The organism is Kribbella pratensis, assembly GCF_004365355.1.
Lineage (GTDB): Bacteria > Actinomycetota > Actinomycetes > Propionibacteriales > Kribbellaceae > Kribbella.
This window is the reverse complement of the sequence record NZ_SODP01000003.1, coordinates 1,202,465-1,221,458: the sequence shown is the minus strand read 5'-3', so window position 1 is coordinate 1,221,458 and position 18,994 is coordinate 1,202,465. Positions and strand designations below refer to the sequence as shown.

General features: G+C 68.4%; 19 protein-coding genes. 8 read left to right on the top strand and 11 right to left on the bottom strand.

Going from position 1 to position 18,994, the window contains the following annotated elements; genetic code table 11:
• The first annotated feature begins 23 nt into the window (after window positions 1-23).
• Complete coding sequence (locus EV653_RS33820) at window positions 24-596, top strand: DUF305 domain-containing protein (protein ID WP_134109032.1); 573 nt, start codon at window positions 24-26, stop codon at window positions 594-596.
• A 95-nt stretch (window positions 597-691) separates the two neighbouring features.
• Here EV653_RS33820 and EV653_RS33815 read toward each other — a convergent pair whose 3' ends face one another.
• Window positions 692-997 (bottom strand): DUF2218 domain-containing protein, encoded by a 306-nt coding sequence (locus tag EV653_RS33815; protein ID WP_134109030.1) that lies wholly within the window; start codon window positions 995-997, stop codon window positions 692-694.
• Window positions 998-1,064: 67 nt separating this feature from the next.
• On the opposite strand from EV653_RS33815, the gene EV653_RS33810 reads away from it, so the two are divergent.
• Window positions 1,065-1,610, top strand: coding sequence for a TetR/AcrR family transcriptional regulator (locus EV653_RS33810; protein ID WP_134109028.1), 546 nt, complete (start codon window positions 1,065-1,067; stop codon window positions 1,608-1,610).
• Here the strand turns inward: EV653_RS33810 and EV653_RS33805 are convergent.
• The 4 genes from EV653_RS33805 to EV653_RS33790 all read right to left on the bottom strand — a co-directional run bounded on the left by EV653_RS33805 (window position 1,587) and on the right by EV653_RS33790 (window position 6,442).
• A complete protein-coding gene (locus EV653_RS33805) occupies window positions 1,587-3,707 on the bottom strand; it encodes a heavy metal translocating P-type ATPase (protein ID WP_238160607.1) in 2,121 nt (706 codons plus the stop codon). The two genes, EV653_RS33810 and EV653_RS33805, sit on opposite strands and share 24 nt — an antisense overlap.
• A 119-nt stretch (window positions 3,708-3,826) precedes the next feature.
• Window positions 3,827-5,407, bottom strand: a complete 1,581-nt coding sequence (locus tag EV653_RS33800; protein ID WP_134109026.1) for an ABC-F family ATP-binding cassette domain-containing protein — start codon at window positions 5,405-5,407, stop codon at window positions 3,827-3,829.
• A gap of 154 nt (window positions 5,408-5,561) precedes the next feature.
• A complete protein-coding gene (locus EV653_RS33795; RefSeq protein WP_134109024.1) occupies window positions 5,562-5,768 on the bottom strand; it encodes a DUF6343 family protein in 207 nt (68 codons plus the stop codon).
• Between the two features lie 2 nt (window positions 5,769-5,770).
• Window positions 5,771-6,442 (bottom strand): FadR/GntR family transcriptional regulator, encoded by a 672-nt coding sequence (locus EV653_RS33790; RefSeq protein WP_134109022.1) that lies wholly within the window; start codon window positions 6,440-6,442, stop codon window positions 5,771-5,773.
• A gap of 30 nt (window positions 6,443-6,472) precedes the next feature.
• Between EV653_RS33790 and EV653_RS33785 the strand changes: the two genes are divergently transcribed.
• The 4 genes from EV653_RS33785 to EV653_RS33775 all read left to right on the top strand — a co-directional run bounded on the left by EV653_RS33785 (window position 6,473) and on the right by EV653_RS33775 (window position 12,071).
• A complete protein-coding gene (locus tag EV653_RS33785) occupies window positions 6,473-6,880 on the top strand; it encodes a DUF3052 domain-containing protein (protein ID WP_238160606.1) in 408 nt (135 codons plus the stop codon).
• Between the two features lie 425 nt (window positions 6,881-7,305).
• On the top strand, window positions 7,306-11,145 hold the full coding sequence (locus EV653_RS33780) for a multifunctional oxoglutarate decarboxylase/oxoglutarate dehydrogenase thiamine pyrophosphate-binding subunit/dihydrolipoyllysine-residue succinyltransferase subunit (RefSeq protein ID WP_134109017.1): 3,840 nt from the start codon (window positions 7,306-7,308) through the stop codon (window positions 11,143-11,145).
• 1 nt (window position 11,146) lies between these two features.
• A complete protein-coding gene (locus EV653_RS41425; RefSeq protein ID WP_166679653.1) occupies window positions 11,147-11,323 on the top strand; it encodes a DUF6104 family protein in 177 nt (58 codons plus the stop codon).
• 13 nt (window positions 11,324-11,336) lie between these two features.
• Window positions 11,337-12,071: an AAA family ATPase gene (locus EV653_RS33775; RefSeq protein WP_134109015.1), complete on the top strand. Its 735-nt coding sequence runs from the start codon at window positions 11,337-11,339 to the stop codon at window positions 12,069-12,071.
• Here EV653_RS33775 and EV653_RS33770 read toward each other — a convergent pair.
• Both EV653_RS33770 and EV653_RS33765 read right to left on the bottom strand, forming a co-directional pair.
• Window positions 12,055-12,846 (bottom strand): alpha/beta fold hydrolase, encoded by a 792-nt coding sequence (locus EV653_RS33770; RefSeq protein ID WP_134109013.1) that lies wholly within the window; start codon window positions 12,844-12,846, stop codon window positions 12,055-12,057. The genes EV653_RS33775 and EV653_RS33770 overlap by 17 nt on opposite strands.
• Before the next feature lie 89 nt (window positions 12,847-12,935).
• Window positions 12,936-13,286 carry an ArsR/SmtB family transcription factor gene (locus tag EV653_RS33765; RefSeq protein ID WP_134109011.1) on the bottom strand — a complete coding sequence of 117 codons (351 nt, stop codon included), beginning with the start codon at window positions 13,284-13,286 and terminating at the stop codon, window positions 12,936-12,938.
• Between the two features lie 114 nt (window positions 13,287-13,400).
• Here EV653_RS33765 and EV653_RS33760 point away from each other — a divergent pair, with 114 nt between their 5' ends.
• Window positions 13,401-14,636 (top strand): sodium:proton exchanger, encoded by a 1,236-nt coding sequence (locus tag EV653_RS33760; RefSeq protein ID WP_134109009.1) that lies wholly within the window; start codon window positions 13,401-13,403, stop codon window positions 14,634-14,636.
• Between the two features lie 143 nt (window positions 14,637-14,779).
• On the opposite strand, the gene EV653_RS33755 is transcribed toward EV653_RS33760, so the two are convergent.
• The 4 genes from EV653_RS33755 to EV653_RS33740 all read right to left on the bottom strand — a co-directional run bounded on the left by EV653_RS33755 (window position 14,780) and on the right by EV653_RS33740 (window position 17,902).
• Complete coding sequence (locus EV653_RS33755) at window positions 14,780-15,091, bottom strand: WhiB family transcriptional regulator (RefSeq protein WP_134109007.1); 312 nt, start codon at window positions 15,089-15,091, stop codon at window positions 14,780-14,782.
• A gap of 96 nt (window positions 15,092-15,187) precedes the next feature.
• The gene (locus EV653_RS33750; RefSeq protein ID WP_134109005.1) at window positions 15,188-15,691 is read right to left on the bottom strand and encodes a GNAT family N-acetyltransferase; all 504 of its coding nucleotides are present in this window, start codon (window positions 15,689-15,691) and stop codon (window positions 15,188-15,190) included.
• Window positions 15,692-16,660, bottom strand: a complete 969-nt coding sequence (locus EV653_RS33745) for a zinc-binding dehydrogenase (protein WP_134109003.1) — start codon at window positions 16,658-16,660, stop codon at window positions 15,692-15,694.
• Window positions 16,661-16,705: 45 nt separating this feature from the next.
• A complete protein-coding gene (locus tag EV653_RS33740) occupies window positions 16,706-17,902 on the bottom strand; it encodes an NAD(P)-dependent malic enzyme (RefSeq protein ID WP_134109002.1) in 1,197 nt (398 codons plus the stop codon).
• A 188-nt stretch (window positions 17,903-18,090) separates the two neighbouring features.
• On the opposite strand from EV653_RS33740, the gene EV653_RS33735 reads away from it, so the two are divergent.
• Entirely contained in the window at window positions 18,091-18,942 is an 852-nt protein-coding gene (locus EV653_RS33735; RefSeq protein WP_134109000.1) for an ABC transporter substrate-binding protein, read from the top strand.
• The last annotated feature ends 52 nt before the right edge of the window (window positions 18,943-18,994 follow it).

The following is an 18,994-nucleotide window of genomic DNA, read 5'->3' as shown; positions in this document are numbered from 1 at the left end:
TCTACACACACCCAAGGATTGTGATGACGCACGTCTACCGTACGACCGCGGCTTCGGCCGCTCTTCTTGTTGCCGTGTTCGGCGTGACCGCCTGCGGCTCGGACAGTCCGGGTACGTCGCCTTCGACGTCGGCAGCCGCCGCGTTCAACGACGCGGACGCCACGTTCGCGAGCCAGATGATCCCGCACCACCAGCAGGCCGTCGAGATGGCCGACCTGGCGTTGCGGAAGGCAACGACCGCGGAGGTGAAGAACCTGGCGACCGCGATCAAGGCCGCCCAGGACCCGGAGATCAAGCAGCTGTCCGGATGGCTGGCCGCGTGGGGCAGGCCGGTCCCGACGCCCGGTGAACACAGCGGTCACAGCATGGCGGGCATGATGGGCGCCGACGAGCTGGCCGAGCTGTCCAAGGCGTCCGGCTCGAGGTTCGACCGGATGTGGATGCAGAAGATGATCGAGCACCACCAAGGCGCGGTCGCCATGGCGAAGACCGAGCAGACCACCGGCAAGGACCCTGCCGCCATCGCTCTGGCGAAGAAGATCGACACCGCCCAGACCAGCGAGATCACGACCATGCGACGGCTGCTCGGCAGCTGAAACCGCCCTAAGGACAGGAGGTGTCGGCCCTCGGTGGCACTCGGCACGCTGGAGACCAGCCGCTAGGTGCGCTCCGCAGCCACTACCTCCTGTCCTTAGGAGCTGGTCGCCGGCTGCCAGTGGACGGTGAGTCCGTCGCGGCGGCCGATTTGCTCGACGCGCTCCGCGACCCGGGCGCTGAGTCGGGTCAGCAGGCTCGCATCGGCGGACTCGACGCGGAGCGTCAGGCCAGCCGGGTCGGCGCGAAGGGACCAGGTCGCGCCGCCGAGGTCGACGACCAACTGGCCCGGTTCGCTCGCCAGCACCTTCATCCCACCCGGCTCGTGCCCGAAGTGGCTGCTCAACTGCTCGACGTACCGCGCCGCCCGCGCGGTCTCGGCGTACCCCTCGACAACCGGCATCCCGATCTCCTTTTTTCAATACATAGTGTCTCGCATACTAACAATATGTCCAGGTAAGATCAGCGCCGTGCCGAAGTTGTGGGACGACAGCATCGCGACGCATCGCCACGCCGTGCGGACGGCGACGCTCGATGCGACCGCCGCGCTGGTCGCCGAGCGCGGGTTGACCGGCGTCACGATGTCCGAGGTTGCCAAGCGGGCCGGGGTCGGCCGGGCGACGCTCTACAAGTACTTCCCCGACGTCGAGTCGATCCTGACGGCATGGCACGAGCGGCAGGTCGGCGATCATCTGCGGCACCTCACCGAGATCTGGACCGGCACCGGGCGACTCGAGGCGGTGCTGGAGGCTTATGCGTTCATCTGCCACGAGCATCCGTCGTCGGAGCCGGCTGCGTCGCTGCACCGGTCGGAGCATGTCGCGCGAGCGCAGGAGCACCTGGTCGAATTCCTCGCCGGTTTGATGATCGACGTACGCGACGACGTTCCGCCGAAGGAACTGGCGACGTACTGCGTGCATGCGCTGGGCGCGGCCGGCGCCGTACCGTCGAAGGCTGCGGTACGGCGCCTGGTGGCGGTCGTGCTGACCGGACTACGCGGCGAGGCGGGCCGGTGAGAGGTTGAGGCGGCGCAGCAGCTGGGCGTTGAGGGCCACGACGATTGTGGAGATCGACATCAGCAGCGCACCGACGGCCGGGGAGACGACGATGCCTGCAAAGGCGAGGACGCCGGCCGCGAGCGGGACCGTGATGACGTTGTAGCCGGTCGCCCAGATGAGGTTCTGCCACATCTTGCGATAGCTGGCCTTGGACAGCTCGATCACCGAGAGCACGGCGCGCGGGTCGTCGGCGGCGAGGACGACGCCGGCGGATTCGATGGCGACGTCGGTGCCGGCGCCGATCGCGATGCCGACCTCGGCGCGGGCCAGGGCCGGGGCGTCGTTGACTCCGTCACCGACCATGGCGACCTTCAGTCCGCGGGCCTGCAGTTCGGCGACCTTGGCATCTTTGTCCTGCGGCAGCACCTCGGCGAACACCTCGTCGATCCCGAGCTCCTTCGCCACGGCGTCGGCCACCTGATGCGCATCCCCGGTGATCATCGCGACCTTCACCCCACGCCGGTGCAACGCATCCACCGCCTGCCGAGACTCCTCCCGCACCTCATCCTCAAGCGCGACAGCCCCGAGCACCCGCCCGTCCCTCACGACATGCAGCACCGCGGCGCCCCGCGTCTTCCACTCCGCAACCTCTGCATCCAACTCGCGAGGCTCCTCCAACCCGCTCTCCCGCAAGTACGCCGGTCCGCCGACGGCAACCTCCGAACCGTCGACCACCGCCTGGACACCGCGCCCGGTCAATGAGCGAAACTCCGACGCGACCATTCGTCCGCCGACAGGTACCCGATCGGCGTGCGCGCGGACGATGGCCTTTGCCAGCGGGTGTTCGCTGTCCGCCTCGACCGCGGCGGCCAGGTTCAGCAGCTCATCGTGCGAGACGGTTCCGACCGTGGCGACCCCGGTAACGGCCGGCTCGCCCTTCGTCAGCGTGCCCGTCTTGTCGAACAGGACCGCGTCGATCGTCCGCATCCGTTCGAGTGCGAGACGGTCCTTCACGAGTACGCCGGCCTTCGCTGCGCGCTCCGTGGAGATCGCGATCACCAGTGGGATCGCCAGGCCGAGGGCGTGCGGGCAGGCGATCACCAGTACGGTCACCGTCCGCGTCACGGCCTCGTCGACCTTGCCGAGCAACGCCCACACCACGAATGTGATCAGCCCGGCGATCGACGCGAAGTAGAACAAGAACGCCGCCGCCCGATCAGCCAGCGCCTGCGCACGCGACGAGGATGCCTGCGCTTCGGCGACCAGCCGCTGGATCCCAGCCAGCGCAGTGTCATCGCCGACCGCCGTGATCTCGATCCGCAGAGCGTTGTCGGTGGCAACAGTTCCCGCCACCACCGCGTCGCCCACGGCTCGCGACACCGGCCGCGACTCCCCGGTGATCATCGATTCGTCGACCTCGGCCTGCCCGTCGACGACCGTCCCGTCCGCCGGCACCCGGCCACCGGACCGGACGAGTACGACGTCACCCGCCTGCAACTCATGCAGCGACACCTCGACGACCTCGCCGTCGACCACCTTCTCGGCCGCGTCCGGCAGCAAGGCTGCCAGCGCATCGAGCGCACCGGATGCGGCACCGAGCGCCCGCATCTCCAGCCAGTGGCCGAGCAGCATGATCACGATCAGCAGCGCGAGCTCCCACCAGAAGTCCAGGTCGAACCCGCCGAGCTTCAGCGTCGTCACCCACGACGCCACGAACGCCACCGTGATCGCCATCGAGATCAGCAGCATCATCCCGGGCCGACGGGACTTCAGCTCGCTCCAACCACCCGTCAGGAACGGCTGCCCGCCGTACACGAAGATCACCGTCCCGAGCACCGGCGCAATCAGCCCCGCACCCGGGAAGTCCGGCCGCGTATACCCCAGCAGATCCGCGAACATCGCGCTGAAGAAGACCACCGGCACCGCCAGCCCCAGGCTGATCCAGAACCGGTCCTTGAACTGCGCCGCATGATCCCCGTGCCCGCCATGCCCAGCGTGCTCCCCGTGCGCCCCATGCCCACTGTGCTCACCGTGCTCACTGTGCTCCGCGTGGCCCGCGTGCCCGCCGTGATCCATCTGCCCGACGTGATCCATCTGTCCACCGTGCTCGTCCATGCCGCAGAACATACCCCTAGGGGGTATCAATCTTCAACCCCTCCCGGAAATCCGGCGGGCATCCGGGCACAAAGGAACGCCCGGCCGGGTTCGCCGGCCGGGCGTTGGGTGGTGCGGGGTTACAGCGGTTCTATATCCGTGAGGGTTTCCGGAGTCAGCTCCAGCCAGCGGGTTATGCCTATGTCGCGGAGGAAAGGCACGTCGTGGCTGGCGATGACGAGGGCGCCGTTGTACGACGCCAACGCATCCTTGAGTTGGGCAACGCTGGACAGGTCGAGGTTGTTGGTCGGCTCGTCCAGCATCAGCAACTGGGGCGGGGGCTCGGCCAGCAACAGCGCCGCCAGCGTCGCCCGGAAGCGTTCGCCGCCGGACAGCGTGCTGACGAACTGGTCGGCCGCTCGACCACGGAACAGGAAGCGGGCCAGGCGCGAGCGGCGTTCCTGGTTCTCCGTGCTCGGGGCCAGCAGCGCCAGGTTGTCGACGACGGACAGGTCGTCGCGGAGCAGGTCGAGTCGCTGGGGCAGGTACCGGAACGGCACCGCCGGCAGCTCCCCCGAAACGATCGACTGCAGCAGCGTCGTCTTGCCGGCGCCGTTCGGCCCGGTCAGCGCGATCCGCTCGGGCCCGCGGATCTCCAGGTCGACGTGCGCGCCGGTGCGCAGTACATGATCCTCGAGCCGCAGCACCACGCGACCAGCAGGTACGGCGGTCTTCGGCAGGTCCACCCGGATCGTGTCGTCGTCGTGGACCTTCTCCTCCGCATCGGCCAACGCCTCCTGCGCGGAATCGAGCCGCTCGGACTGCATCCCGAGGTGCTTGCCGGCCGACACCTGCGCCGACCGTTTCAACCCACCGGCGATGATCTTCGGAATCCCGCCCTGTTCGAAGGCCCGCTGCCCGCGGGCGCGGCGCTGATCCATCTTCATCCGCGCCTCGACCAGGTCGCGCTTCTGCTTCCGTACGTCGGCCTCCGCCGCGCGCAGCATCCGCTCGGCCGCCTCTTGCTCGACCGCGACAGCCTCCTCGTACGCCGTCAGGTTGCCGCCGTACCAGGTGACCTCGCCCTTGCGGAGGTCGCCGATCTGATCGACCCGATCGAGCAGCTCCCGGTCGTGGCTGACGATCAGCAACGCACCGCGGAACTGGTCGACGGCGTCGTACAGATGCCGCCGCGCCCGCAGGTCGAGGTTGTTCGTCGGTTCGTCGAGCAGCAGTACGTCGGGGCGCCGGAGCAGCTCCGCCGCGAGGCCGAGGAGGATCGTCTCGCCGCCAGACAGCTCGCCGACGCTGCGATCGAGGCCGATCGCACCGAGACCGAGCTTGCCGAGCAGCGCCTCAGCGCGTTCGTCGACGTCCCAGTCGTCGCCGACGATCGTGAAGTTCTGCTCCGAGGCGTCACCGGACTCGATCGCGACGATCGCCTTCCGGACGGCCTCGATGCCGAGCGCCTGGTCGACCCGCAGGGACGTGTCGAGGGTCAGGTCCTGCGGCAGGTACCCGAGCTCGCCGCTGACCCGGATCGCCCCGCGCTGCGGGGTGAGCCGGCCGGCGATCAGCCGGAGCAGCGTCGACTTGCCGGCGCCGTTACGGCCGACCAGGCCGGAGCGGACCGGCCCGGCGACGAAGGTCAGGCCGTCGAACTGAACCTCGCCGTCAGGCCAGGCGAAGAAGAGGTCGGTGCAGGACAGGGAAAAACTCATAGGCGTTGCACTCCCAACGAGGTCTCGGACGAGACCGCGCACCAGACAGGTGGCGATCGATCGACTGAAGAAAAGACCTCGGAGTTACAACGCAGACCCCTGACGCCGGGAATGAGACGTCCCCCAGAATACGGGCCGGCGCACGGACCATCAACTACTTTTCCGAACGCTTGCGCCAGGCAACAACCACCAGGTCCACCAGGGCTACCACGCCGAGCGCCCCGAAGGTGATCACCCAGCCCGCCGGCAGATCGTAGGCGACGGACAGCACCACGGCCGCCGCGAACAGCACCACCCCGAACGCCGACAACACGATCCGCAGCGTCAGCGCGCTGCGCGGTGGCGGCGGTTCGAAGGCCATGGCTAGGGGGCCTTGCGCAGCCAGGTTTCGACGCCGGCGATGTGAGCGGTCATCCACGCGCGGGCTGCCTCGGCGTCGCCGATCTCGATCGCGTCGAGGATCGCGGCGTGCTCGGCCAGCGTGCGTTGGACCGCGCCGGCCTGGGTGACACCCCGCCAGATCCGGGCTCGCTGGGTCGCGCCGGAGATGCCGTCGAGCAGCGAGCAGACGACCTGGTTCCCGGTCGCCTCGGCGATCGCGCGATGGAACCGCAGATCGTTCGCGACCAGGTCCTCGACATCCGCGTCGGGCGTGAGGTCGCTGGTCAGCAGCCGGAGCTCGATCACCTGTTCCTGCTTGATCCGGGTGGCGGCCAGCGCGGCGACCCCCGGCTCGAGCAACCGCCGTACCTCGAAGAACTGCAGGACCGAGTCGTCGCGGTGCAGGTCGACCATGAAGTTGAGCGCGTCGAGCAGATGCGCCGAGTCGAGACTGCTGACATAGGTGCCGTCGCCGTGCCGGACGTCCAGCACGTTGACCAGCGTGAGCGCCTTGACCGCCTCGCGCAGCGAGTTCCGCGACAGGCCTAACCGCGCGGCCAGATCCGCCTCTTTCGGCAGTCGATCCCCCGGACCCAGTTCCCCCGAGGTGATCATCTCTTTGATCTTGACGATCGCCTCATCCGTCAACGCCATCCAGTCAGTATGCCGCCCTACCATCCCCTCATGACCACATCCGGTTACTCGGGGAAACCGCTGGCTGCCAAACTCGGCATCAAGCCCGAGCACCTGGTCCTGCTCGACAACGCGCCGGACGGCTTCACGATCGAAGGCTTGCCGGCCGGTACGACGGTCGCGCGCCGGGCGAGCGGTTCGTCGTACGACGTCGTGCTGATGTTCTGCCCGGACCGCTCGCGGCTCGCGAAGCGGCTGCCCGTGCTGCTGGAGAAGACGGTGACGGCCGGCATGATCTGGGCCGCCTGGCCGAAGCGATCGTCCGGGGTCGCGACCGACCTCGACGAGAACGGGATCCGCGAGCTGGCCCTCCCGCTCGGCGTCGTCGACGTGAAGGTCTGCGCGATCGACGCGACCTGGTCGGGTCTCAAGCTGGTCCGGCGGCTGACCAACCGATGAAGGCCAATCATTCCCAGGTGGACTGATTCGGAGCGTGACGTTGGCCACACTTTTGCGCGCTTGTGATCATCACCGCGGGCGAGTGGACAACTGCATACAGTGGGCGTCCACGCTCGACGACCCCCTGACCGGGCGGTCGGGACAGACGCCGGAAAGCCACATCTGCAAGGGGTCCCGGAGTCACTGCCGTTGCTCTCCGCACCGACAGGTGGTGAGACGAGGGCGTGTGGCCTGAAACACCTTTGTCAGCAGTGTTTCAGGCGCCGGTCGATCGACTCGCCGGAGCCCGACCACTCGACACACTGGTCCGGTGGTCCCGGGCTGTGGAAGTGGTCGCGGTGCTATTAGCCTTTGCATGGGACACCACCCATAACATCTGAATTAACCGTGCTACCGGACCCGAATCGGAAGAGGCGAACTGCCAAGTGGCCACCGAGCCATCAGACACCAACCCCCTAGCAGCCTTCGGTGCGAACGAATGGCTGGTCGACGAGCTGTACGAGAAGTACCAGCAGGACCCGAATTCGGTGGATCCGGCGTGGCTCGACTTCTTCAAGACGTACAACCCTGATGGCGACGCGAAGCCGGTGACGACTCCCCCGGCCGACGCTCCCAGGCCCGACGCGGTGTCCGACAACAAGACCCCCGAGGCGCCGAGCCGCGGTACGACGCCGACCGTGCCCGCCTCGAACGCTCCCGCCGCGGCTGCGGCGGCGCAGTCCCCCGCGACACAGTCCCCCGCCACGCCGGCCCCTGCGCAGGCCGCCGCACCCCAGCAGGCAGCCCCTACCGGAGGCACGGTGAACCAGCCGACACCCGCACAGCCGGCGCAGCCCAAGGCAGCCCAGCCCAAGACGGCCGAGCCCAAGACGGCCGAGCCCCAGGCGGCCCAGCCCGCGGCCGACGAGGCCGAGCGGAAGATCCTCCGCGGGGCCCCGGCCCGGACGGCGCAGAACATGGAGACCAGCCTCACGGTCCCCACCGCGACCAGCGTCCGCGAGGTCCCGGTCAAGCTGCTGATCGACAATCGCATTGTCATCAACAACCACCTCAAGCGTGCCCGTGGTGGCAAGGTGTCCTTCACGCACCTGATCGGCTGGGCGCTGGTCAAGGCGCTGAAGACGCTGCCGGAGATGAACGCGTCGTACGACGAGACCGACGGCAAGCCGACCCTGGTCCACCCGGCGCACATCAACCTCGGCCTGGCCATCGACATGCAGAAGCCGGACGGCACTCGGCAGCTGCTGGTGCCGTCGATCAAGTCCGCCGAGACGATGACGTTCGCCGACTTCTGGATGGCTTACGAGGACATCGTCCGCCGGGCCCGCGACAACAAGCTCGCCCTGCCCGACTTCCAGGGCACGACGATCAGCCTGACCAACCCCGGCACGATCGGCACGCAGCACTCGGTGCCGCGGCTGATGACGGGGCAGGGCTGCATCATCGGCGTCGGCGCGATGGAGTACCCGGCGGAGTACCAGGGTGCGGCCGAGGAGACGATGGCCAAGCTCGCGGTCAGCAAGGTGATGACGCTGACCTCGACGTACGACCACCGGATCATCCAGGGCGCCCAGTCGGGTGAGTACCTGCGCCGGATCCACCAGCTGCTGCTCGGCCAGGAAGGTTTCTACGACGAGATCTTCCAGAGCCTGCGGATCCCCTACGAGCCGATCCGCTGGGCCGCCGACCTCCCGCACAGCCACGAGGAGGACATCAGCAAGCAGGCCCGCATCCTCGAGCTGATCCACGCGTTCCGGGTGCGCGGCCACATCATGGCCGACACCGACCCGCTGGAGTACAAGCAGCGCAGCCACCCCGACCTCGACGTCGCCACCCACGGCCTGACGCTGTGGGACCTGGACCGCGAGTTCGCCACCGGCTCGTTCGGCGGCGACCGGCGGTTCATGAAGCTGCGCGAGATCCTCGGCATCCTGCGCGACTCGTACTGCCGGACCACCGGTATCGAGTACATGCACATCCAGGACCCCGAGCAGCGCAAGTGGCTGCAGGAGCGGATCGAGCGGCCGCACACCAAGCCGCCGCGCGAGGAGCAGCTGCGGATCCTGGCCAAGCTGAACGAGGCCGAGGCGTTCGAGACCTTCCTGCAGACCAAGTACGTCGGTCAGCGGCGATTCTCGCTCGAGGGCGGGGAGACCACGATCCCGCTGCTCGACGAGCTCTGCGAGGAGGCGGCCGGCGCCGGCCTGGAAGAGGTCGCGATCGGTATGGCGCACCGCGGCCGGCTGAACGTGCTGGCGAACATCGTCGGCAAGTCGTACGGCCAGATCTTCCGCGAGTTCGAGGGCAACATCGACCCGCGGACCGTGCAGGGCTCCGGTGACGTCAAGTACCACCTGGGCGCCGAGGGCGAGTTCGTGTCGGAGTTCGGCGACAAGATCAAGGTGTCGGTGGCGGCGAACCCGTCCCACCTGGAGACCGTCGACCCGGTGCTCGAGGGTATCGTCCGGGCCAAGCAGGACATCCTGGACCGCGGCGCGGCCTTCCCGGTGCTGCCGGTGCTCGTCCACGGTGACGCGGCCTTCGCCGGCCAGGGCGTCGTGGCCGAGACGCTGAACCTGTCCCAGCTGCGCGGGTACCGCACCGGCGGCACGATCCACGTGATCGTGAACAACCAGGTCGGCTTCACCACCTCGCCGGCCTCGTCCCGCTCGTCGATGTACTCCACCGACGTCGCGCGGATGGTGCAGGCGCCGATCTTCCACGTCAACGGCGACGACCCCGAGGCGTGCATCCGGGTCGCCGACCTGGCCTTCGAGTACCGGCAGGCGTTCAACAAGGACGTCGTCATCGACCTGGTCTGCTACCGGCGCCGCGGTCACAACGAGGGCGACGACCCGAGCTTCACCCAGCCGCTGATGTACGACCTGATCGAGCAGAAGCGCTCGGTCCGCAAGCTGTACACCGAGGCCCTGATCGGTCGTGGCGACATCACGATCGAAGAGGCCGAGCAGGCGATGATGGACTTCCAGCACCGGCTCGAGCGGGTGTTCGCCGAGGTTCGCGAGGCGAAGAACCAGCCGGACACGCCGGCGCCGTACGTGACGGCTCCGGTCTACCCGGACAAGCCGGAGGGTCCGGACGCGACCGCGACCACGCCCGAGGTGCTGAAGAAGATCGCCGACGCGCACACCACGCTGCCGGCCGGCTTCACCGTGCACCCGAAGGTGATGCCGCAGCTGCAGCGCCGGGCGCACGCGATCACCGAGGGCCCGATCGACTGGGCCAGCGCGGAGATCACCGCCTTCGGTTCGCTGCTGCTCGAGGGCCGGCCGGTCCGGCTCGCCGGTCAGGACAGCCGCCGCGGGACGTTCGTGCAGCGGTTCGCCGCGATCATCGACCGGGTCAACGGCCAGGACTACGTCCCGCTGCAGAACCTGGACGAGGGTCAGGCGAACTTCTACGTCTACGACTCGCTGCTCAGCGAGTACGCCGCCCTCGGCTTCGAGTACGGGTACTCCGTGGCGCGGCCGGAGGCGCTGACCCTGTGGGAGGCGCAGTTCGGCGACTTCGTCAACGGCGCACAGTCGGTCATCGACGAGTACATCTCGTCCGGTGAGGCGAAGTGGGGCCAGAAGTCCGGTGTCGTGCTGCTGCTGCCGCACGGCTACGAGGGCCAGGGCCCGGACCACACCTCGGCCCGGATCGAGCGGTTCCTCGCGCTGTGCGCGGAGAACGCGATGACCGTCGCCCAGCCGTCGACGCCCGCGTCGTACTTCCACCTGCTGCGCCGGCACACGCTCGGCGAGGAGCACAACCCGATGGTCGTGTTCACGCCGAAGCAGCTGCTGCGGCGCAAGGAGGCGGTGTCGCAGCCGGAGGAGCTGACCCACGGCACCTTCCGGCCGGTGATCAACGACGCGGAGGCCGAGGCGAACCCGGCGACCGTCGAGCGGGTCATCCTGGCCTCGGGCCGGATCGTGTACGACCTGCTGGCCGAGCGCAAGAAGGTCGAGCCGGACAAGATCAGCACGGCGGTACTGCGGGTGGAGCAGCTGTACCCGCTGCCGGCCGAGGAGATCGTGGCCGAGCTGGCGAAGTACCCGAACGCGACCGAGATCCGCTGGGTGCAGGACGAGCCGGCGAACCAGGGTCCGTGGCCGTTCATGGCGCTGAACCTGACCGAGCACCTGGGCGGCAAGCCGTTCTACCGGGTGTCCCGGCCGGCGATGGCGGCCCCGGCGGTCGGCTCGCACGGTGTCCACGGCACCGAGCAGACGACGCTGCTGAAGCAGGCGTTCAGCTGACGTGTACTTCACCGACCGTGGGATCGAGGAGCTCGAGAAGCGGCGTGGCGAGGAGGATGTCACGCTCGCTTTCGTGGCCGAACGGCTACGTGAGTTCGTCGATCTGAACCCCGAGTTCGAGACTCCGATCGAACGCTTCGCCACCTGGCTGGCTCGGTTGGACGACGAAGACGAGTAGCTATTCTGAGCGAATGCCCTTCGCCTCGCATCCCGTACGCCGGGTTGCCGCGGCGGAGGGCATTCGTCCGTCCGGACACTGGCCGCACACCATCCCCGCGGTCCACCAGCTCCTGACCGACGGCCTCGACCTCGACCCGGGCGTGACGTTCCTGGTCGGAGAAAACGGCGCCGGCAAGTCGACGCTCGTCGAGGCCATCGCCGTCGCGTTCGGCCTGTCTCCCGAGGGCGGTTCGACCGGCGCCCGGCTGACCACGCGGGCGACCGAGTCACCGCTGGCCGACGACCTGCTGCTGACCCGCGGCGTCGGCGCGAAGCGGGCCGGCTTCTTCCTCCGCGCCGAGACGATGCACGGCTTCTACTCCTATCTGGAGCGGAACCCCAAGCCGTCCGGCCCACCGGAACCGGTCTTCCACGAGATGAGCCACGGCGAGAGCTTCCTCAACCTCATCAGTGACAGGTTCAGCCGGCCGGGGTTCTACTGCCTCGACGAGCCCGAGTCCGCGCTCTCCTTCTCCAGCAGCCTCGCCGTGATCGGCGTACTCAACCGTCTCGCCGAAGGCGGCTCACAAGTGCTGTGCGCGACCCACTCCCCCGTCATCGCCGCCCTCCCCGGCGCGACGATCCTCGAGGTCGGCGACTGGGGCATCCGCCGTACGACGTGGGAGGACCTGAAACTCGTCCAGAACTGGAAGGCCTACCTGCAAGCCCCGGAGAGGTACCTGCGGCACATCATCCAGTCCAGCTGACGTGTGCGAGCGCGTCGGCGACCAGGGCGGCGGTCTGTTGTGGTGCCTCGTCCGGGAGCAAGAACACTGCGCCAGGGATCGTCACCACGGTCACGTTGGCGGCCGCCTCGAGAGTGGCCCGCTCGGCGGCGCTGAGGCTGCCGTCCCCCTTCTCGGCGTGGACCACCCACACCGGGGAGCCTGACGCGGCCAGTTCGGCGGCATAGTCACGGTCGGCGGCGAGGTAGTCGAAGTACGGGCCGAGAAGCCGAAGCGCATCGCCGGCCCTGTTCTGCTTGAGGTCCTCGATCAGCTCCCGCTTGTGCGAGCCCGGTGTCTTGGCAGACCTGGCCATCAGCGGAAGCAGCTTGAACAGGACGGCCATCGGCCAGCTGCCCACCTTCTGCGACGCCGACACGACGGCGCGGAAGAATCCGGCTTCGTCCTCGGTCGTCAGGCTGATACCCAAGAGCACGACCGGGCCGTGGAAATGACCGCCCAGCAGCATCTCCACGGCGACTGTGGCGCCATGCGAGAAGCCGACGACCACGTCGCACCGGTGCAGCTTGGCCAACTCGCCGGCCCGCCGTGCCAGGCCCGGAACGGACACGTCACCCACGACCGGGGCACCCGCCATGCCCGGCAGCGTCGTGGCCACCAGACGAACACCGGCCAGCGCCGGCTCCGCCATCACCAGGTCGAACGAGCGGGCCGCGTTGGCTCCGCCGGGTAACAGCAGCACCCCGCGCTCGGCATCGTCAGGACCCGCGGTCAACAACTCCCAGGCTTCCCTCATCGCTACCTCCCCCTGCCCTGAAGGTAGGACGCGGCGGACCCGGGCGAAACCCCCGGCACCTTACCGACCCGTGACGCAGTCCCCGATGGTCAGTCGGTATGCGGCGGCCTGGTGCGGCGGGGTGGATCGGGGGCCAGGGAGCCGTCGGGGGCGATGTGCTCGAAGATCTGGTCGACGAGGTTCAGGACGTGGGGGTCGTCGACGGTGTAGATGTGCCGCCGGCCCTCGCGGCGGGCAGTGATGATCCCGGCCAGCCGCAGCTTGCCGAGGTGCTGGCTCGCGGTGGCGATACTCACGCCGACGCGCTCCGCCAGGGTGCCGACGTCGTACTCCCCCTGCGCGGCCAGCGACACCAGGTGCAGCCGGACGGGTGCGGAGAGCATGGCGAAGGTGCCCGCGGCGGAATCGAGCTGAGCCTTCGTCGGTTCAGGGTTGGTCATCGCGCAGTCATTGTGACCGGTAGACCGGTCTGCGGACAGCTCGCCGGGCCGTCGTGACGACGGTCTCATACTTTCGCAATTGCGAAAGTATCGAAACGGTGGCAGGCTGGAACCATGTTCCGAGCACTCCGCCCTGTGCTGTTGCTGTTCCTGGTGGCGATCCCCGCAGTCGCCCTCCGGCTCACCGGCACACATCCCCCGGCACTGGCCTCGATGCTGATCTTCGGCCTCGCCGTGGTCGCCGCGTCCTTCGTCCTGGCCTGGGCGGCCGAGGCGGCGGAGATGGACATCTCGGGCGGTCTGGCCATCGCACTCCTGGCGGTCATCGCAGTCCTGCCGGAGTACGCCGTCGATCTGTACTTCGCCCACACCGCCGGCTCGAACCCGGACTACGTGCAGTACGCCGCCGCCAACATGACCGGCTCGAACCGGCTGCTCCTCGGCCTCGGCTGGTCCAGCGTCGTGCTGATCAGCCTGTACGTCGCCTCGCGGCGCAGCGGGCAGTCCGTCAAGGCGCTGGTGCTCGAGTCCGGGTACCGCCGGGAGCTCGGTTTCCTCGCAGTTGCCGGCCTGGTCGCGTTCGTGATCCCGGTGACCGGCCAGATCCACCTGGTGCTGGGGATCCTGCTGCTCGCCTTCTTCGCGTACTACCTGTATCGCGCGGCCACGTCAGAGCATGACGACGAGCCCGACCTGATCGGCCCGGCCGCGACGATCGGCGGGTTGCCGAAACTGCAGCGGCGGATCACCGTGACTGCGATGTTCCTGGTCTCGGCCGGGATCATCCTGGCGGCCGCGGAGCCGTTCGCGGACTCACTCGTGCAGGGCGGCCGGGCGCTGGGGATCGACCAGTTCCTGCTGGTCCAGTGGCTGGCGCCGCTGGCGTCCGAGGCACCGGAGTTCATCGTGGCGATCCTGTTCGCCTGGCGGGGCAAGGGCGCGGCCGCCCTGGGCCTGCTGATCTCGGCGAAGGTGAACCAGTGGACGCTGCTGATCGGCAGCCTCCCGATCGCCTACGGGATCGGTGGCGGCGGTGCGGCGCTGCACATGGACGGGCGGCAGATCGAGGAGTTCCTCCTCACCGCCACGCAGACGCTGCTCGGGATCGCGATCCTGCTCAACCTGCGCTTCCCGCGCTGGGCGGCCTGGACGTTGCTGGGCCTGTTCGCGGTTCAGTTCGCCGTACCAGGTCAGACCGGGCGCTACGTGATCAGCGCGGTCTACCTCGTGCTGGCCATCGGCGCGGCGATCCACAACCGCGACCAGGTCCTGCGGACGATCACCTCACCGTTCCGCCGCACGGAAAAGCCCGCCGACGCAGAACGCGCCGACGAGCTCGTCAACGTCTGACCCCCGTCCCCCAACCCCGCCGCTGCCCGCCCCAACCGCATTTCGTGGGTGGACCCACCAAACCGGGGGTTCCTCACCCCGGTTCCGGGTCACAAACCCCCGATTTGGTGGGTGGACCCATCAAATCGGGCTCACGGTGTGGGTCAGGAAGCCTGCTGCTCGCCGATGACCTCTGCGGTCAGCGGGGGCCGGTTGCGGCGCTCCTGCGGGCCCGGGCGGCCGCGGCGGCGGCCGTAGAGGAACTTCTCGCCGGCGGCGGTGCCGGTGAACTTCGTCCGGCGGGCCCACTCCCGGCATTCCTCGATCACCGGGCAGGAGGTGAGGCAGATCGCCTGCGCCTTCCGCTGCTCCCACTGGGTCGCGGTCTCGTCGTACGACGGCGCCTGTCCGACGCACGCGGCCTTCGTCATCCAGCGGTCTGCCGGGTCAACGATCACCGTCAAAGTAGGCCTCATGGGCTCATCGCTCCTCATCGATCGGGCGGATCGGTAGGAACAGACTGAACCCGTCGCGTTGCCCCGGTGCGACGGCCATGTTTCCGGCATGAAACGTCAGCTCCGGACGAGGCGGATCTCACGCAGATCGAAGTACGGATCGTGCTTGCCGACGCCGTCCGGCGCGAACCCGTGCCGCCGGTAGAAGCCGAGCGCCTGCTCGTTTCCCTCGAAGACCCAGAGGAACGCCGGCTGTTTGCCGATGGCAACATCCAGCAGGCGGGTGCCGAGCCCGGTCTTCCAGAACGCCCGCCGGGTGTAGATCGCCTCCAGTTCGAACGGCACCGGCGCGTCCTCGTCGCGGCCGGGGCCGATCCCGGCGAAACCGGCGACCCGGTCCTGGACCGGCGCGTCCGGATCCGGGTTCACAGCGATCCAGCGGCGCCGGCCCTCACCCAGGGGTGTGCTCCAGCGCTCGATCCGGCGTTTGAGGTTCGACGTACGCTCCAGGAGCAGGTCGGCCGGCACGAGCCCGGCGTACGCCTCCCGCCAGCAGAGCAGGTGACACCAGGCCGCGGCCTCGGCGTCCTCGGGCGTGACGGGGCGGATCTCGGGTTGCACTCAGACAGTAAAGACGATCTTGCCGAAGACGTCGCCCGCGTTCATCTTCGCGAAGCCGTCGCGGGCGTCCGCGAGCGGAAAGATCGAGTCGATGTGCGGCGAGATCCCGGCGGTGGCCATGAACTGCAGCAGCTCGGCCAGCTCGGTGCGGGTGCCCATCGTGGAGCCCTGGACGCGCAGCTGGAGGAAGAAGATCCGGTTCAGCTCGGCGGACTTCGGCGCCTGGCCGCTGGTCGCGCCGGAGATCACCAGCGTGCCGCCCTGCTTGAGCGACTTGAGCGAGTGCGACCAGGTCGCCTGCCCGACCGTCTCCATCACCGCGTCGACCCGCTCCGGCATCCGCGCGCCGGACTCGAACGCCTCGTGCGCACCGATGTCGATCGCCTTGGCCCGCTTCGCCTCGTCCCGGCTCGTCGCCCACACCCGCATCCCCGCGGCCCGCGCCAGCGTGATCAGCGAGGTCGCCACGCCACCGCCCGCACCCTGCACGAGCACGGTGTCGCCCGGCTTCAGGCCCGACTGCGTGAACAACATCCGGTACGCCGTGAGCCACGCCGTCGGCAGGCAGGCCGCCTGCTCGAAGGTCAGCCCGGCCGGCTTCGGCACGACGTTCCGCGCGGGCACTGCGACCTTCTGGGCGAGCGTGCCCTGGTACCGCTCGCTCAGCAGCGACCGCTTCGGGTCGAGCGTCTCGTCGCCCTTCCACGCGGGATCCGAGATCACCGCGTGCACGACGACCTCGTTCCCGTCCGGGTCCACGCCGGCCGCGTCACAGCCGAGGATCATCGGCAGGTTCTGCTCGGCCAGCCCGACACCCTTCAACGACCAGAGATCGTGATGGTTGAGCGCCGTCGCCTTCACATCGATGGTCACCCAACCCTCGGGGACCTCAGGCTCCGGTCGCTCCCCGACCTCCAGCGCGGCGATCGGGTTGTCGGCGTCGAACTTGGCGGCGTAAGCAGCAAGCATGCGGACCACCTTAGGCGGTGGTCCGCACCAAGTCAGTTACCGAGTTCACCCGCGGGCGACGCCGTCGCTCACTGCGGCTTCGGCGACGGCGGACGCGACCGCCGGTGCGACGCGCTGGTCGAACGGCGAGGGGATGATGTAGTCGGGGCGGAGGTCGTCGGCCGCGATGAGACCTGCCAACGCATCGGCGGCGGCCAGTTTCATGCCCTCGGTGATCCGGGACGCGTTGGCGTCGAAGGCCCCGCGGAAGATGCCCGGGAAGGCCAGTACGTTGTTGATCTGGTTCGGGAAGTCCGAGCGGCCGGTTGCGACGACCGCGGCGTGCCGGTGAGCGATATCCGGGTGTACCTCGGGATTCGGGTTCGCCAGCGCGAAGATCATCGCGTTTGCGGCCATCTTCGCTACCGCCTCCTCCGGCACGGTGCCGCCGGAGACGCCGAGGAAGAGGTCCGCGCCCTCGAGCGCGTCGACCAGCCGGCCGGACAGGCCGCCGGTGTTGGTGTCGCGGGCCAGCGACAGCTTCACCGGGTTGAGGTCGGCGCGGTCCTCGTGCAGCACGCCCTTGCTGTCCACCACCGCGAGGTCGCCGACGCCGGCCTGCAGAAGGATGCGCGCACAGGCCACCCCGGCCGCACCGGCGCCGGAGATCACCACCCGGATGTCCTCGATCGACTTGCCAGTGACTCGGAGCGCGTTACGAAGAGCGGCGAGTACGACGACCGCCGTACCGTGCTGGTCGTCGTGGAAGACCGGGATGTCGAGCCGCTCCTTGAGCCGGCGCTCGATCTCGAAGCAGCGCGGGGCGGAGATGTCCTCGAGGTTGATCCCGCCGAAGGTCGGCGCCATCCGCGCGACCGTCTCGACGAAGTCGTCCACATCGGTGCAGTCCAGCGCGATCGGCACCGAGTCGACGCCGCCGAACTCCTTGAACAGCAACGCCTTGCCCTCCATCACCGGCAGCGACGCGGCCGGACCGATGTCGCCCAGCCCGAGAACGGCGGTGCCGTCGGTGACGACTGCCACCACGTTGGACTTCCACGTGTAGCGGCGTACCAGCGACGGGTCCTCGGCGATCGCGGTGCAGACCCGCGCGACGCCGGGCGTGTACGCCTTGGACAGATCATCGGCATCGCGGACGTGGATCGACGACGTCACCTCGATCTTGCCGCCGCGGTGCAGTTCGAAGACAGCATCACCGGCGAACGGATCGGAGATCTCGGGCGAAAAAGGCTGGGCGACCATGCGGGGACCCTTCAGGGAAGTGCGTGCGGAGTTGAGTGGGCGTTCGGTCGAACGGCGCTGTGCAAAGGGGGTCACCCGTGGGGCAACGAGTAAACCACACAGGCCACTGGTCTGCTGTGAGGGGCCCCACATGCCCTCTCGTGTGCCAGGATTCGTGGATTCACAACCCCTGTCGAGGAGAACTCGCGATGAATTTCGTCCCCACTCTCCCCAAGCTCCGATTCCGCAAGACTCGAGCAGCTGTCGCGCTGACAGCCGTCCTCGGACTGTCCCTGGCCGCCTGTGGCAACGACTCCGGAGGCGGCAGTTCCGATGACAAGGCGAAGGCCGCCGGCATCACGCTGGTCAAGCCCGGCAAGCTCACCGTCTGCACCCACCTGCCGTACAAGCCCTTCCAGTACAAGGACGGCACCGACGTCGTCGGCTTCGACGTGGACCTGCTCAACCTGGTCGCCGACGACCTCGGCGTGAAGCAGGACGTGGTGAACATCGAGTGGGCCCAGGTGACGTCCGGCGCCGCGTTCCAGGCGAAGAAGTGCGACATGGGCATGGGCGCGATGACGATCACCAAGGAGCGTCAGGCCGCGATCAGCATCACCGACCCGTACATGGACGCCACCCAGGTGCTGATGGCCAAGAAGGACTCCGGCATCTCGTCGCTGGCCGACCTGCGGGGCAAGAAGCTCGGCGCGCAGGCCGACACCACCGGCAAGAAGTACGCCGACGAGAACGCCGCCGCGAACGGGTACACGGTGATCCCGTTCAACGACCTCGCGCTGCAGGAGAACAACGTCAAGTCCGGCCGGGTCGCCGCCGCGATCAACGACAACGGCGTGCTGTACGACTTCGTCAAGGACAACCCGGACATGGCCGTGGTCGCCGAGTTCAACACCGGTGAGCAGTACGGCTTCGGCGCGCTCAAGGACGGCAGCGGCCCGAAGCTGGTGTCGAAGTTCAACGAGCTGCTGACCAAGGCGAAGTCCGACGGCAAGTACAACGAGATCTACAAGAAGTGGTTCGGGGTTGAGCCGAAGAAGTGAGTACCTCGCCAGAAATCGGGACTCAGACAACCGTTGAGCGGAAGGGGCTGAG